Here is a 14,762-nt window from a genome sequence, read left to right on the forward strand (position 1 = left end):
CTCTTCAGATTTACATTCTTAAATAAATACAATTTACAGGTAAATGTCACCAACTATTTTTGGCATCATTACCTACTTTACCAGCTGCTCCCCGAACAGCAGCTCATTGCCAATAACAATTCCGGAGCCTGCCGCATTCGCCAGTATATCCCATGCAGAAAAGCCCCAGCCTTCATATAAACCATCAAAAACTTCAATAGGCGCCTGCAGTACAAAGCCTAAGCCTCCGCCATAGATTAGCGCCTTGTTGCGCTTTACCCCGGCAGCCCGAAGCCAATGGTAGCCAATATAACTTTCTATGTAGGCACCATAGGCATGGCCAAACTTATCTATCTGCTTGTAACCGGCTCCATCATTATAAAAGTGAAAAGGTACCCGCTCCTTGTCGCGGTACCAAATAAATTGAAGATAGCTAATGCCGGCAGTATAGAAAGCCGCCTCAGTGGCAATGGCAGTATAAAGCTTCCTTCTGTTCAGGCTGTCGGGCCACTGTTGGCAGTAAACGGTGCCTTGCAGGAGCAGTAAAAGGCTGAGGGTAAAAAAGATGCGCATGTTGAAGCCAGCTAATGATCCTGATATTACAAAGTTTCTGTTTGTCCTGAAATTTTTGCCTTATTTAAATTCATAGTTTTCAAACTGACAAAGGAAGGTAGGAAGCAGTAAATAATAGCAGGTTAGCTAAAGGTTTCCTTTTCACCTTACCGCCCCCCCTTTAACAAACTATGCTGCAGGAGGGCAATGGGGAAGTGCAGGAGACGGCCAGCGTCTGCTTTCTTCTCATAGAAGTTCAGAGAGGATTCTTCTTTTAATTCCGGAAGGGGCCTTTTTTCTTCGTTCAAAGATTTCTTTATAATTAGCACAAATCCTATAGCAGTCAGGAAAAGGACTATTAAAAGACCTGTCAGAAGTTTATTGCTGGTTTTCATGGGAGTGTCCGTTTTGGTTGAATTTTTCGTAATAGATTTTTAAGTCGGCGAAGGTAATGCCTAACAATTCCATGCTGCGGAAGAGGGTTGGTAGCTCTTCCTGAATAAACTGCTCCTTTTTAAGTGCCATGGTTTTGTCATAGCCATCGTCGGAAATGAAATAGCCCAGACCGCGCTTATTAAAGATGATGCCTTTATCCTGCAGATAGCTGAAGGTGCGCATCGTCGTGTTGGGGTTTACCTCGAATTCTACGGCAGTGTCTCGTACTGAGGGTATCTTCTCTCCGCTCTTCCACTTCTCCTGGAGTATATTCTCCACGAAGTGGTCGGCAATCTGTAAATAAATCGCCTGGTTCTCCTTAAACTCCATCATAACTGCCTTTCCTTTAAGGTGAAGTAAGTGGTCAGCAGCATGTATGGCCCAAGTGCCCAAAAGAAAATCTCTACATAATTTTCAAACATGCCTGAAGGAAGAGAGCTTCCTTCGCCATGAGCAGTAAACGTAATCATGGTGTAACCAATAATTAACCGGATTAGTATGGTAGTGAAAATGGTAAGGCAGATACCCAATGCAAAAACACTCCCCACGGTTTTTAGAAAGTTGTTCTTCCTGAAATAAGCCGCTCCCCAAAGAAAGATGGGTTGTATGGCCAGGTATCCCAGGACTGCTTCACCAAATCCATTAAAGAAGGAAGCAAAAGCAAAAGTTTCTCCGGTAATAAGATGACCTGTAAAGAAAACGATAAAGCTTGCCACTATATAAACCAGACTATAAAGTGGAACTGTAAGAAGCCATGCTCCCAGCAGCTTTTCCAGTGCAGAGGCAGGAAGGGTAAGGAAAAAATAACTCTGGTGGGGAGAATGCAATTCCTTAAAAACATGGCTGGTGAGTATAAAGCCTCCGAATAAATAGGCAAACAGGAAGTAAGCCTGAAGCCCAGCCAAATCATCAGGTTCAATGAAGGCTCTTATTATAACGGGGGTAAGGAGGGCAATAAGGCCGAACTTAACCACTGTCAGTAGTGGCTGCTGAAAAACAGTCAGCTGCCTTTTTATTAATAGTAGCTGTCGCTGTGGATTATAGCTGTTAGTAAACATAATCTTGCTGTTTGTTTAGGACGGCCTCCAGGGCTGCCGGGTTTTTCATAATTCCATTAAAGAGTAATTCCAGGTCCACCCGGGATTCTGCTCCCTGCAGGTTTTTTACAATGCCGGGCTGCCGGCCACCCGCTGCGTCCTGGTAAAGCACTTCATCTGCCGAAAAGCCTTTGGTGTCCTGCACAAAGCGCAGTTTTTCTGATATGTTGGCGATATTGTGCTGGAATGCAATCTGGCCCTGCTCCAGTACCACTACCACATCTATAAGGTTTTCAAGGTCGCGTACCTGGTGGGTAGAGATTACAATTATTTTCTCCTCCTCAAGGGCTGAGGCAATAATTTTGCGGAACTGACTCTTCGAAGGAATGTCGAGCCCGTTGGTGGGTTCATCGAGAAGGAGCAGGCGTGCGTTGGTAGCCAGGCCAAAGGCTATCATAAACTTCTTCTTCTGTCCGTACGACATGGCAGAAAGCTTTTCTTCTGCCGTCAGTTCAAATTCCCGGAGGTATAGGCTAAACTGCTCTCTGCTGAAACGGGGGTAAAAGGGAGCTGTAGCTGCAACATAAGCGTTAATGCTGACAGCGGGAAGGGCAAATTCTTCCGGAATAATGCAGAGCTCCTGCATTACCTCCGGCTGGCGCTCCTTTACCTGTTGCCCCTTAATAAGACATTCGCCCATTTTTGGGTAGAGCAGGCCTGCCATATGTTTGAGGAGAGATGTTTTTCCCGCTCCGTTTTTGCCCAGCAGCCCATAGATGTAGCCGCCTTTCAGCTGCAGATTAAGCCCGTTAAAGAGCACCTTCTTCTTCTTTTTATAGCTGAAATGGATATTTTTTAATTCCACCATCCTTTTGATTTTAGTGTATTAGTGAAGTAGTACACTACAAATGTAAAATTAGAATTGTTATTTTCAAATATCCGGTAAAATTAATTTATGAAATTGTGCAAAAGTGGTGAAATGGCCGGATGAAAGGATGGTAAAAAAGGATGAGTGGCAGAAGAGAAAAAGGGAGAAGAGTACGGCCGACAGCCAACGGCAATAGAATGGCCCTGCTTCAAGAGCAGGGCCATTCTGTTAAAGTTTTTATATCTGAAACTTTAAAATCTCCTGTCTCTCCACGCTAGCCTAAAGCCACGTCCAGTATCATCATAATGGTAAAGCCTCCCAAAACGCCGAGAGTGGCCCAGTTGCGGTGCCTATCCATTTGCGATTCGGGAATCAGCTCTTCAACCACCACAAAAATCATGGCACCGGCGGCATAGGAGAGGGCGTAGGGTAATATCGGGCGAACCTGGCTCACCAGTAGCGCACCTATAACGCCACCCACCGGTTCAACGATGCCCGATAACTGTCCGTACCAGAAGCTTTTCCTCCGGGAATAGCCTTCGCGGCGCAGGGGAACAGACACAGATGTCCCTTCCGGAAAGTTTTGCAGGCCTATACCAATGGCCAGGGCAATGGCAGCTCCCAGCGTAGCACCTGGTATATCGAGTGAGGCAGCTCCGAAAGATACCCCAACTGCCAGGCCTTCCGGCACATTGTGAATAGTAATGGCCAGCACCAGCAGGATGCTTCTGTGGAGGTTACTTTTTACCCCTTCTTTTTTGCCGTGGGCAAGGGTAGGGTGGATGTGTGGGAGGTACTTATTCAGCAGCCATAAAGAAAGTCCACCTGCCAGAAAACCAACAGCAGCAGGTACCCAGGCAGCTACTCCGTTTACTTCTTCGGCCAGCTCAATGGCAGGGGCAAGTAAAGACCAGAAGCTTGCTGCTATCATTACACCGGCGGCAAAGCCCAACATGGTATCCAGTACCGTTTGTTTAAAAGAGCGGAAAAGAAAAACAACAGAAGCACCTGCTGCCGTTACGGCCCAGGTAAAAAGTGTTGCCAGCAAAGCCTGTACCACAGGCGAGAGCTCAGCAAACCAGGCTGATGTATCCATGAATCAATTTTATAGTTTGCGTATCTTCTGCAAAAATATAAAATTGTTCTGCTTTGTTTAGTCTTTACTTATTATTCTTAAAATCTCCTCTCTTAATGGACTTTATAAAGTTGGCCCAGTTGAGCGGGTTAAAGAAAGGGTTAGAGGGTACGAAATAGCGGTTATGCATTTGCTGGAACTGTTGCTGCTGGTACATCTTAAAGTTCTCACTTCCATCCATAGGAGTGGTTTCCAGCATCAGGGCCAGTAAATCGGGGTTCATATTTTCTGCCAGAAAATCTCTGTTTTCCTGGTCGGGCAGCTCCATAGCCAGAATGGCCTCTTTAAACATTTCTTCGGTAGGATAAGGAAAAACGGCTATTTCGGGCAGGTAAGTGGTATCCTCACTCATTTCAATAATGACCGTAATCTGGTCGCCCTTATCGTTGGGTATTTTAAAGTACTGTTTCTGATAACCTACGGCGCTTACCACCACACTATCGCCTACCAGTACGGGCATACTGAAGTAGCCAAGCGCATTGGTACTGGTTCCTCTGCCCGCTTTAGGAACATACACATGGACACCGGGAAGAACAGAACTGCTATCTTCCGCCGCCAGCACAATTCCTGAAAACTGCACGACCGGCGGCTTACGCTGCGCCTGTAAGTTGCTGGCCGACAGCAATAAAATCAGGGAAAAGAGGAGGGAAGAAAAAATAGATTTGATAAATTGCTTGTTCAAGATAGCAGTAATTAGAGTTCTAAATTAAAGTATGTTTGTCAATATTAATAATATTTTAACGCTAAATTGGTTCCCAACCGTCTACCTTTATACCATAAGTTTTACTGCTGATGCGGCTTAAAAATTTTAGTCTTTCGCTGGGCACCCAAATTTTCAAGGCTTTTTCTGATGAGGCACGGGTACGAATCATGCACCTCCTGTACCAGAATAAGGAAATGTGCATATCGGATTTGGAGCATACGCTCGACTTTACCCAAACGAAAACCTCCCGGCATATTACCTATCTTAAAAACTCCGGCCTGCTTAGCTATCGCCGACAAGATTTGTACGTTATCTACTTTATTAAGGAGGAGGTATACGAAATTGTAAAACAGGTAATTAAATTTCTGGAGAAGGACCAGCAGCTGAAAAAAGACCTGGAAGTGTACCAGATTCTATACTCTAACCGCGAGCTAGCTGCTAATAAACTTAAAACAGGCGCCATAACCACAGCCGCTAAAACCGATTAAAATGTCATTACCCGCTAAAAAATACAAATATATACTGTTCGACCTTGACCATACCCTCTGGGACTTTGAGCAGAATTCGGCCGACACTCTTTCGGATCTTTATGAAAAGTATGAGCTGGCAAGACTTGGGGTGAGCTGTGAAAATAGCTTTAAGGAAACCTTTAAACAGGTAAACGGGGAACTTTGGGCGCAAAGTGATGAGGGAAAAATGGATCGGAACCTGCTGCGGGTCCGCCGCTTTCAGCTGGTGTGCGAAGCACTGGGCGTAAGAAATGAAGTCCTGGCCGCCAGGCTCGGAGAGGATTATGTAACACTTTGTCCTACTAAAAAGGCGCTCCTTCCCTATGCGCTGGATATGCTGGAATTTCTGCGGAAAAAGTACCCCCTGTTTATCCTTACCAATGGTTTTGACGATGTGCAGGCTGTAAAACTAAATTCAGCCGGTATCCTTCATTTCTTTGAGGCTGTTTTTACCGGCGAGGCACTGGGGCTTAAAAAGCCGCAAAAAGCTTATTTCTCAACCTTTCTGCAGCAGATTGAAGCCCGGCCGGAGGAGTGCCTCATGATAGGTGATAACCTTAAAACCGACATACTGGGAGCGCAGAATGCGGGTATCGACCATATCTATTACAACCCGCTGGGTCGTGATTATTTTATGCATGTTCAGCATGAAATCCGCTGCCTCTCGGAACTTAAAAACCTCCTGTAGCTTTTCTGCGGAAGCAGCAGCAGAAGTTCTTTGCTGTAAATCTCCTGTTCTAAAAAAAATTAATTTTTTCCTATAATTGCCTTCGGCCTGTTATATTTGCTAAGTTTGTTAAATGTTTGTTTGGTGAGTTGAATTGTATGAGGAAAGCGTGTACCTCTTTTGTTCTGATTGTCTTGCTGCTGCAGGCTTTCACTGCTTATTCGCAGGAAGCCTTGTCATTCTGGGATAGCCTCGAACAAACGACGGAACAGTCCCCATTCGATACCACCACTGTTATTCGTCTCAACTGGCTCTTCGACCATTATGCATCAACGGGGGAAAAGAATCCTTTAGTATATGCCAAACGAGCGATGGCGCTGGCCGATAGCCTGCAGTTCGAGCGGGGCAGGGCCATCAGTGCCCTCAGTCTGGCGATGGGCCATGATATGCAGGGGCATTATTACCAGGCCCTGAAGCACTACAGAACTGCCATTGAACTGGCGCGGGAGCAAAAGAATGATGATTACCTTGCCCGCTGCTTCCTGAGTTTAGGCTATTATTACAGCACCCAAAAAAATTACCAAAAAGCAATAGAATATACCAGAGAGGCGGCTGAGCTGGAGCAGGGGCTTTACGGAATCAATGCCGCTGCCGTCAGCTGGAGCAATTTGGGCTACTATTACCTGAAACAGCAGCAATACGACAGTGCCCGCTTTTACACCCTAAAATCGTACGAAATTTATAAGGCCAAAAAAGATTCGGCCGGCCTTGGCGATGTGTTTTTTAACCTGGGCAGCATTGCATGGGAGTCGGGGAAAAATGCTTCGCAGGCACTCAGGTATCATTTGCAGGCGAGGGAAATGTATCTGAGCAGCCCCAATACCGAAATGGAAACCCTGCAGGAGTGCCAGTCCCAGATTGGCTACCTCTATATTCAGCTAAAGGATTATGCCCGGGCAGATGTTTTTCTGAACAGTACCCTGGAACAGGCGCAAAAGAATAACCTCCGTACCATCATCAAAAACTGTTATCAATACCTGTCGGAGAGGTTTGCCGCAGTAGCAGATTACGAGCAGGCTTACCGTTACCACCAGCTGTTTTACCAGCTGCACGATTCGCTCTACAACCAGCAAAACTCCCTGAGTCTGCAGCAATTGCAAAATGAGTTTGAGCTGGAAAGCCAAGAAGCCAGACTGAACCTGCTGGGGAAGGATAAAATCATTAAAGAAGATGAGCTGGAACGCCAGCTGCTCATCCGAAATGGCTTAATTGGTCTTTTTCTGGGCCTGCTGGCTTTTGCAGCCGTTTTATTCCGAAATAATAGCCAGAAGCGCAAAGTCAATAAAATTCTACTGAAGCAAAAGGAGGAGATTGAGGAGAAAAGCAAGGCCATTATCCGGAAAAACAGCAGGCTGGAGGAGCAGAAAAAGGCCATGTTTGTACAGGCCCGGAGCTTAAAACTGGCCAATGAGCAAATCAGTAAACAAAGCCGAACCATTGCGCAGAAGAATAAGGATAATGAAGACAGCCTGTTGTATGCGCGAAATATACAGTATGCCATGCTGCCACAGGCTGAGCAACTGAAAGGTAAAATTCCGGATGCTTTTGCATGGCTGCAGCCGCGCGATATCGTGAGTGGCGACTTCTTCTGGTTCGAGGAGCAGGATAACAAGCTGTTTATTGCCGCCATCGACTGTACCGGCCATGGTGTGCCCGGAGCCTTTATGTCGCTGATTGGCGATGGCTACCTGAGCCAGATTGTAAAGCTGGAAGGTATTTATGAGCCGGATCGCATCCTCAGCAGGCTCGATACCTATGTTCGGCAGGTGCTTAACCAGGAAATGACAGACAATGCCGATGGTATGGAGGTGGCCCTCTGTGTGGTAGACCTCGGGAAAAAAGAGCTTCGTTTTGCAGGAGCACGCAACCATTTATTTTATGTGCAAAATGAGCGGTTCTACAAAATAAAAGGCGATCGGCTACATATAGGCGGTCAGCACCCCGAGTCCCTGAAGCATTTTACCTGCCACACCATTAGCTTTCACCGGCCTACCAGAATTTATTTGTATACTGATGGAATTCGCGACCAGTTCGGGGGCGAAAATGATAAGAAGTTCAGCGAAAAGCAGTTGAACGAACTCCTCCTCCGGATTCATGATTTGCCCATGACCCGGCAGCGGATGATGATAAAAGAAAAGCTTGAAAAATGGATGCAGGGCTACGAACAGCTTGATGATATCTTAATCCTGGGCTGCAGCCTTCGGTAAACAATTTGCTGCCTTAAATGTATTCTAATCAGTGCCGGGAAGATAAATTTTGCCCGGCTTTATTTTTTTTTAACTTTGCTCATCTCAAAAGCAATAAAAAGATATAGTTATGGCCAACGGATTTTTTAAAGTTCCTGCTCCAAAGAATGAACCTATCCTTGATTATGCACCGGGTTCACCTGAGCGGAAAAAATTAAAAGCAGCAATTGAAGAGCTGCGCAATACTCAGGTAGATGTGCCCATGTATATTGGTGCTGAAGAAGTGCGCACCGGCAACAAAAGACCCATGAGCCCCCCGCACGACCACCAGCACATTTTAGGCCACTACCACTATGGCGATGCCTCCCATGTAGAGGATGCTATTAATGCCGCCTTGGGTGCCAAAGAGCAATGGGAAAATATGAGCTGGGAAATGCGGGCTTCCATTTTTTTGAAAGCCGCCGACCTGATTGCCGGCCCTTACCGGGCTAAAATGAATGCGGCCACCATGTTGGGCCAGTCCAAAAATGCCTTTCAGGCCGAAATTGACTCTGCCTGCGAAATAGCGGATTTCCTTCGCTTTAATGTATATTACATGACGGAGATATACCAGCAGCAGCCAAATTCTGCACCTGGTATGTGGAACCGCCTGGAGCACCGCCCGCTCGAAGGTTTTGTGTTTGCCCTCACGCCATTCAACTTTACAGCCATAGCCGGTAACCTGCCAACGGCACCGGCTATGCTGGGCAACACCGTAGTGTGGAAGCCAGCCGAAACACAGGTTTATTCTACCTACGTACTTATGCAGGTATTCCGCGAAGCCGGGGTGCCCGATGGTGTAATTAACCTTGTGTTCGTCGATGGCCCTACCGCCGGCGATGTTATCTTCAAGCACCCTGAATTTGCAGGCATCCATTTCACCGGTAGCACCAAGGTATTTAAAACCATCTGGAAAACCATTGGCGAAAACATCGATATCTATAAGAGCTATCCGCGCATTGTGGGCGAAACCGGTGGTAAGGACTTTATCCTGGCCCATAAATCGGCCGATGCTCGTGCCGTAGCAACCGCTATAGTAAGGGGTGCCTTCGAATTCCAGGGCCAGAAATGTTCTGCCGCTTCGAGGGTATATATTCCTGCCAATATGTGGGACGAAGTACGCCAGTATGTGGTCGATGACTTGAAGTCCATGAAAATGGGTGGACCGGAAGATTTCGAAAACTTCATCAATGCGGTAATCGATGAAAAGTCATTCGATAAAATCAGCAAGTATATCGATGAGGCGAAGCAGTCTGATTTGGTAGAGGTAATTGCCGGTGGTAATTACGATAAGTCGAAGGGCTACTTTATTGAACCGACCGTACTTCTTTCTAAAGATCCATCTTACGCCACCATGTGCGAAGAAATTTTTGGTCCGGTCGTTACTATTTATGTGTATCAGCCGGAGCGCTTTGAAGAAACCCTCGAGCTGGTCGACAGCACTTCGCCTTATGCGCTTACCGGAGCTATTCTTTCGCAGGATCGCTACGCTATAGAGCTGGCCGTGCAGAAGCTGCGTCATGCAGCCGGTAACTTCTACATTAACGATAAGCCAACCGGTGCCGTGGTTGGACAGCAGCCATTTGGTGGTGCCCGTGCTTCCGGAACAAATGATAAGGCAGGAGCGATGCAAAACCTGATGCGCTGGGTATCTGCCCGTACCATCAAGGAAACTTTCGTGCCACCTTACGACTACCGCTACCCTTTCATGGGCAAAGATGAGTAGAATTTAGAGGTTAGAAGTTAGCGAATAGACAATAGAGAAAGCCGCTGCCTGTATGGGTAGCGGCTTTTTTGTTGCTGAATGAGCTGTTTATTCCTCTCCAATTATCGCCAGCACCTGATCCTCTCTTTCAGGGTATACCTCAAAAGCCACTGCTTCGTATTGGCCGGAAGTGCCGAACTTCTCGGCGGCTTTACGGGCTTCCCATACTTCGACTGATTTTATCCAGTTGGCATCAATTTTTTCAACTTCCTTTTTCTCCAGCTGAATATATTCTTCCCGGATATGTAGAAAGAAGGTGGCGTGCTCAAAAGGTGCCGTTATGGCCGGGGAAGGATCTTCTAAAACTATTGTTTCAAAATCATCTGTACAGGAGGTTCCTGTGCAGAAAAGAAGGAAGAGAAGAAAATAGAAGGATTTCATGCCTGATGAATGACTGTGCTTGTTGAGGATGCATAAATATAAGTAAAAGTAGGTTTTGTTCTAAAACAAATCAACTTTTATCTTCGCTGAAACAGTACATCCTTTAGCTTTCAACAATATACAGTAAGTGTCTTTTCATCGCTTAGTCCACATAATGGTTTCGCTTTCCAGACGTGTAAAGTTTTGAATGGAGGGCCACCCACGGCAAGAGCTATTCATCCAGGCCAGATAAACAAAAAACAAAGGCGCCAGCGGAGTATCCACTGGCGCCTTTTAGCATCTAATTATTATTGCCTAAGCCCTTAAAAAGGCAGGTCATCTTCTTCCTCTGAGCTAAAGCTGCTGCCTCCGGCACGGTCTTTATCTTCAGCTGTCATCCAGGAAGGCTGAGCGGGAGCGCTGTTGGCAGAGGCGGCAGATATTCCTGCGGCAGCAGGTGCAGGAGCACCGTCTGACGAGGAGGCTACATCGAGCCGCCAGGCCTGCAAAGTATTAAAATATTGCGTCTGGCCCTGTGGGTTAGTCCAGGCGCGGCCGCGAACGTTAAACTGCACATCCACCTCATCGCCTACTTTGTACTGGTCGAGCAGATCGCATTTATCCTGCGTCATCTCAAATTTTACGTACTGCGGATATTGCGGATTATCGACATATTCTACCACAAATTCGCGCTTGCTAAAGCGGTCGGAGATTTGCTGAGTGTCGAAAATTTCTTTGATGGTTCCTTTTAAATTCATGCGTTTTTCCTCTGTCGTCAATCAATTTTCAATTCATAAAGTTACTAATAATATTGTCAAAAAGGATATATAAAAACCTAAAAAATAGCGTAATGCAGGTAAATTTTAATGATTTGGCAAGAAGTCTCCGAAAGCTCTATGCCGACTTCTATGAGTCTTACCATTCCTACCTCGGGCTGCTCCTGGGAATTTTACTGAGCCTGTTAATGGGCGCTTTCCTGGTCAATGCTTTCGGGGAACTGCTGGAAGAGTTAAGGGACAAAGAGCTGGTTCGTTTTGATACTTCCGTGGCCGGCCCTGTTCATGCCCTTCGCTCCGACGGGCTCACGAATATTATGCTGGTGGTGACCTGGATGGGCGACCGCACGGCTTATATTATTTTCGGTGTGCTGCTGTTCATAATTTTTTACCTCCGCTACCGGAGCTTTATCTTCCCTTTACAAACCAGCATGGTGCTGCTGGTGGCCGGCGGCCTCAACCGCTGGTTAAAAAGCTGGATTAACCGGCCCCGGCCCGCGGCAGAGCACCTGGCTGAGGCCGGGAACATGAGCTTCCCGAGCGGACACTCCATGAGTGCAATTGCCTTTTACGGATTTTTGATTTACCTGGTCTGGCGACTGGTCGATACCACCTGGCTTCGCTGGACTTTAAGCATCCTTTTAAGTATCCTTATTTTATCAATAGGTCTGAGCAGGGTATACCTGGGGGTGCATTACCCAAGCGACGTGCTGGCGGGTTTCGCAGCCGGCGGGGCCTGCCTGGCGGTATTTATTGCCATATTTACTTTTGTCCGTTTCCACTATGCCCGTAAAGGTAAAGAGCCGCAGGTTACGGCCGATGAGCAAAGCTAACCACCACCCGTTGAGAAACTTAAGCGGCCTTTCATGTAAAAGTTGCCACTTTGTTGAAGCATTCTGTTATATTGCCACGTCTAATTTTATTTATATATGAAACGATTCCTTTTAGCTTTTCTCCTGTGTAGCTCGGCTGCATTCGGGCAAACAGAGGTGGAGGATGTAAAGTCTTTTACACTCGACAATGGCATGAAAGTGCTGGTGCTGGAAGACCACTCCATTCCCAATGCTAATATGTACCTGTTCTGGAAAGTTGGGTCGCGCAATGAGTATCCTGGTATAACCGGTCTTTCTCACTTTTTCGAGCACATGATGTTTAATGGCTCCGAGAAGTACGGGCCTAAAATGTTCGACCGTACCATGGAAGCTGCCGGGGGTAGCAACAATGCCTACACTACCGAGAATGTAACCGTCTATACCGACTGGTTTCCGAGCAGCTCCATTGAAACCATTTTCGACCTGGAGGCCGACCGCATCGCTAATCTTGCTCTTGATAGTGCCATGGTGGAGAGTGAGCGGGGTGTGGTGCTGAGCGAACGCAGCACAGGTCTTGAGAATAGCAATTATCGCTTCTTAAACGAGCAGGTAAAGGCAGTGGCTTTTATGGCGCACCCCTACCGCTGGCCTGTAATCGGCTATGAGAGCGATATTAAGAACTGGACGAAGGAAGATCTGCAGCGCTATTTCGAAACCTATTATGCGCCTAATAATGCCGTGGTAGTGATAACGGGCGATGTTGATTATGAAAATGTGAAAAAACTGGCCGAAGAGTATTTTGGTCCTATTCCTGCACAGGAACCTCCGCGCGAAGTGCACACGGTGGAGCCTCCGCAGCTGGGAGAGAAGAGGCTGGTGGTAGATAAAAGCGTAAGTACCCCTAACCTGATGATGGCCTACCATGTGCCGGAAACAGGCTCTGAAGATTATTATGCCCTTGAGCTGATGAATGCCATTTTAAGCAATGGAAACTCCAGCCGCCTGTACAATAGCCTGGTTGACCAGCAGCAGCTGGCCACCTCTGTGTTTTCCTATGTGCCCGAGAGCTTCGACCCTAACCTCCTCTATATTTATGCCGTTGCTGGCAAGGGCGTAGAGGAAACTGCGCTGGAGGAGGCCATTACCGCTGAGCTGGAAAAAATAAAGACAGAAGGCGTAAGTGAAAAGGAACTTGAAAAAGTAAAGAACCAGAAACTGATGGAGCTTTACCGCACCCTTGAAACCATCAATGGCAAAGCCAATACCCTCGGTACCTATGAGTTGTTTTTTGGTGACTACAAAAAAATGTTTACTGCACCAGAGCAATACCAGAAGGTAACAGCCGCCGATATACAGCGTGTGGCGAATAAATACCTTAAAAGAGAAAATCGTACAGTTGGTGTTTTAAAAGATCTACCAGAAGAAGAGGAGACTGCCCAATGAAAAAACTAAGTATATTTTGCTGCCTGCTGCTCATGTGCCTGCAGGTAATGGCACAGGAAGAGTTTAAGCTTCCTGCTTACGAAAAGTTTCAGCTAAAAAATGGCCTTACCGTATACCTGATGGAGCAGCACGAGGTGCCGCTTATTAGCGTATCGGTTGTTACTCCGGCAGGAGCTGTGCGGAATGGAGAACAGCCAGGCCTGGCCGATATAACTGCCGATGCCCTGCGATATGGCACCGAAAACTATACCAAAGCCCAGCTTGAAGAAGCCATCGATTTTATGGGAGCCTCCCTGTACACTTCTGCAGGAAAAGAAACAGCAGGCCTTTCGGCAACTTTTGCTGCAAAAGACAGCGAAAAAGCATTGGAGCTGATAAAAGAAGTACTGGTAAAGCCCGCCTTTCCGGAGGAGGAATGGGAGAAGGCCCAAACCCGCCTGCTGGCACAGCTCGACCAGCAAAAAGAAAGTCCCCGGGCCGTAATCCATGATTACTACGACAGCTTTGTTTTTGATGAGCACCCGTATGGTAATACCGATAGTGGCACAAAAGCTTCTGTAAAGAATATTGAGGTGGAGGATATTCGTTCTTTTTATGAAGAGAACTACCACCCGGCAGCCTCTGCCATTGCTGTAGTAGGCGATTTTAAAAAAGCCGAAATGAAAAAGAAGCTGCAAAAGCTTTTTAAGGATTGGAAAGGAAAAGGAAAGCCAGAGTCGATAAACATAGCCGAAGTGCCTGAGCCGGAAAAGCCCCGTGTACTGCTGGTGAATAAGCCCGACGCCCGGGAAACCACCTTTCTGATTGGCGGGCCCGGTATATCCCGCAATAACGAAGACTTTGTGCCGGCTCAGGTGGTGAACACCATTCTAGGCGGGCGTTTTACCTCCTGGCTAAACGATGAGCTGCGGGTGAATTCCGGCCTTACCTATGGTGCCCGCTCCGCTTTCGATGCGTATAAAAAGGATGGTAAATTCGTTATCAGCACATTTACCAAAAATGAAAGTACCGAAGAGGCCATAGACCTGGCGCTAAAAACCTACCACCGCCTGCACGAACAGGGGATAGATGCCAAAACGCTGGAATCGGCGAAGAATTACGTAAAAGGGCAATACCCGCCCCGCTACGAAACGGCCGGCGAACTGGCTTCGCTGCTAACCTCCATGTACTTCTATGATTTCGATGAAAGCTTTATCAATAATTTCCAGGAAAAAGTGGATGCCCTCGATGTGGAAACTGCCAATGCCGTAGCGAAAGAATACTTTCCGGCCGAGAACCTGCAGTTTGTACTGATAGGAAAAGCAGAGGAGATTAAGGATGAGGTGAAGAAATATGGCGAGCTTACAGAAAAAGAAATCTCTGCCGACGGCTTTTGATAAAATAAAATAGCGAATAGCTTAAAAAAAGCCTCAGCGGAATATCTCTGCTGAGGCTTT

The 14,762-nt window shown here is 46.8% G+C and carries 16 protein-coding genes; 7 read left to right on the forward strand and 9 right to left on the reverse strand.

The genetic code is table 11. The features are described from left to right. Window positions 1-72 precede the first annotated feature (72 nt). From F752_RS24515 to F752_RS0117615, 7 genes are all read right to left on the reverse strand, one after another. Entirely contained in the window at window positions 73-552 is a 480-nt protein-coding gene (locus F752_RS24515; RefSeq protein WP_017733066.1) for a DUF2279 domain-containing protein, read from the reverse strand. A gap of 146 nt (window positions 553-698) precedes the next feature. Next, window positions 699-926, reverse strand: a complete 228-nt coding sequence (locus F752_RS0117590; RefSeq protein WP_017733067.1) for a hypothetical protein — start codon at window positions 924-926, stop codon at window positions 699-701. Further along, entirely contained in the window at window positions 910-1,299 is a 390-nt protein-coding gene (locus tag F752_RS0117595; protein WP_017733068.1) for a GntR family transcriptional regulator, read from the reverse strand. The genes F752_RS0117590 and F752_RS0117595 overlap by 17 nt, the downstream gene beginning before the upstream one ends. After that, a complete protein-coding gene (locus F752_RS25540; RefSeq protein WP_017733069.1) occupies window positions 1,296-2,024 on the reverse strand; it encodes a hypothetical protein in 729 nt (242 codons plus the stop codon). The genes F752_RS0117595 and F752_RS25540 overlap by 4 nt, the downstream gene beginning before the upstream one ends. Further along, a complete protein-coding gene (locus tag F752_RS0117605) occupies window positions 2,014-2,871 on the reverse strand; it encodes an ABC transporter ATP-binding protein (RefSeq protein ID WP_017733070.1) in 858 nt (285 codons plus the stop codon). The genes F752_RS25540 and F752_RS0117605 overlap by 11 nt, the downstream gene beginning before the upstream one ends. Window positions 2,872-3,145: 274 nt before the next feature. Next, window positions 3,146-3,967, reverse strand: coding sequence for a ZIP family metal transporter (locus tag F752_RS0117610; RefSeq protein ID WP_017733071.1), 822 nt, complete (start codon window positions 3,965-3,967; stop codon window positions 3,146-3,148). A gap of 64 nt (window positions 3,968-4,031) precedes the next feature. Then, window positions 4,032-4,688 (reverse strand): carboxypeptidase-like regulatory domain-containing protein, encoded by a 657-nt coding sequence (locus tag F752_RS0117615; protein ID WP_017733072.1) that lies wholly within the window; start codon window positions 4,686-4,688, stop codon window positions 4,032-4,034. Between the two features lie 110 nt (window positions 4,689-4,798). Between F752_RS0117615 and F752_RS0117620 the strand changes: the two genes are divergently transcribed. The 4 genes from F752_RS0117620 to pruA all read left to right on the forward strand — a co-directional run bounded on the left by F752_RS0117620 (window position 4,799) and on the right by pruA (window position 9,896). Further along, complete coding sequence (locus F752_RS0117620; protein WP_017733073.1) at window positions 4,799-5,197, forward strand: ArsR/SmtB family transcription factor; 399 nt, start codon at window positions 4,799-4,801, stop codon at window positions 5,195-5,197. A gap of 1 nt (window position 5,198) precedes the next feature. Further along, a complete protein-coding gene (locus tag F752_RS0117625) occupies window positions 5,199-5,906 on the forward strand; it encodes a YjjG family noncanonical pyrimidine nucleotidase (RefSeq protein ID WP_017733074.1) in 708 nt (235 codons plus the stop codon). Between the two features lie 137 nt (window positions 5,907-6,043). After that, window positions 6,044-8,152: a SpoIIE family protein phosphatase gene (locus F752_RS0117630; protein WP_081604600.1), complete on the forward strand. Its 2,109-nt coding sequence runs from the start codon at window positions 6,044-6,046 to the stop codon at window positions 8,150-8,152. A gap of 109 nt (window positions 8,153-8,261) precedes the next feature. Beyond that, complete coding sequence (gene pruA, locus F752_RS0117635) at window positions 8,262-9,896, forward strand: L-glutamate gamma-semialdehyde dehydrogenase (RefSeq protein ID WP_017733076.1); 1,635 nt, start codon at window positions 8,262-8,264, stop codon at window positions 9,894-9,896. Window positions 9,897-9,983: 87 nt separating this feature from the next. Here the strand turns inward: pruA and F752_RS0117640 are convergent, their stop codons facing one another. Together F752_RS0117640 and F752_RS0117645 are read right to left on the reverse strand one after the other, a co-directional pair. After that, a complete protein-coding gene (locus F752_RS0117640) occupies window positions 9,984-10,316 on the reverse strand; it encodes a hypothetical protein (protein WP_017733077.1) in 333 nt (110 codons plus the stop codon). Between the two features lie 302 nt (window positions 10,317-10,618). Continuing rightward, window positions 10,619-11,053 (reverse strand): DUF3127 domain-containing protein, encoded by a 435-nt coding sequence (locus F752_RS0117645; protein ID WP_017733078.1) that lies wholly within the window; start codon window positions 11,051-11,053, stop codon window positions 10,619-10,621. 92 nt (window positions 11,054-11,145) lie between these two features. Between F752_RS0117645 and F752_RS24525 the strand changes: the two genes are divergently transcribed. The 3 genes from F752_RS24525 (at window position 11,146) to F752_RS0117660 (ending at window position 14,702) form a co-directional block, all read left to right on the forward strand. Beyond that, window positions 11,146-11,904: a phosphatase PAP2 family protein gene (locus tag F752_RS24525; protein ID WP_017733079.1), complete on the forward strand. Its 759-nt coding sequence runs from the start codon at window positions 11,146-11,148 to the stop codon at window positions 11,902-11,904. A 96-nt stretch (window positions 11,905-12,000) separates the two neighbouring features. Next, window positions 12,001-13,326 carry a M16 family metallopeptidase gene (locus F752_RS0117655; RefSeq protein WP_026135820.1) on the forward strand — a complete coding sequence of 442 codons (1,326 nt, stop codon included), beginning with the start codon at window positions 12,001-12,003 and terminating at the stop codon, window positions 13,324-13,326. Continuing rightward, the gene (locus F752_RS0117660) at window positions 13,323-14,702 is read left to right on the forward strand and encodes a M16 family metallopeptidase (protein WP_017733081.1); all 1,380 of its coding nucleotides are present in this window, start codon (window positions 13,323-13,325) and stop codon (window positions 14,700-14,702) included. Before F752_RS0117655 ends, F752_RS0117660 begins: the two co-directional genes overlap by 4 nt. The last annotated feature ends 60 nt before the right edge of the window (window positions 14,703-14,762 follow it).

Source organism: Nafulsella turpanensis ZLM-10 (assembly GCF_000346615.1).
Taxonomy (GTDB): Bacteria; Bacteroidota; Bacteroidia; order Cytophagales; family Cyclobacteriaceae; genus Nafulsella; species Nafulsella turpanensis.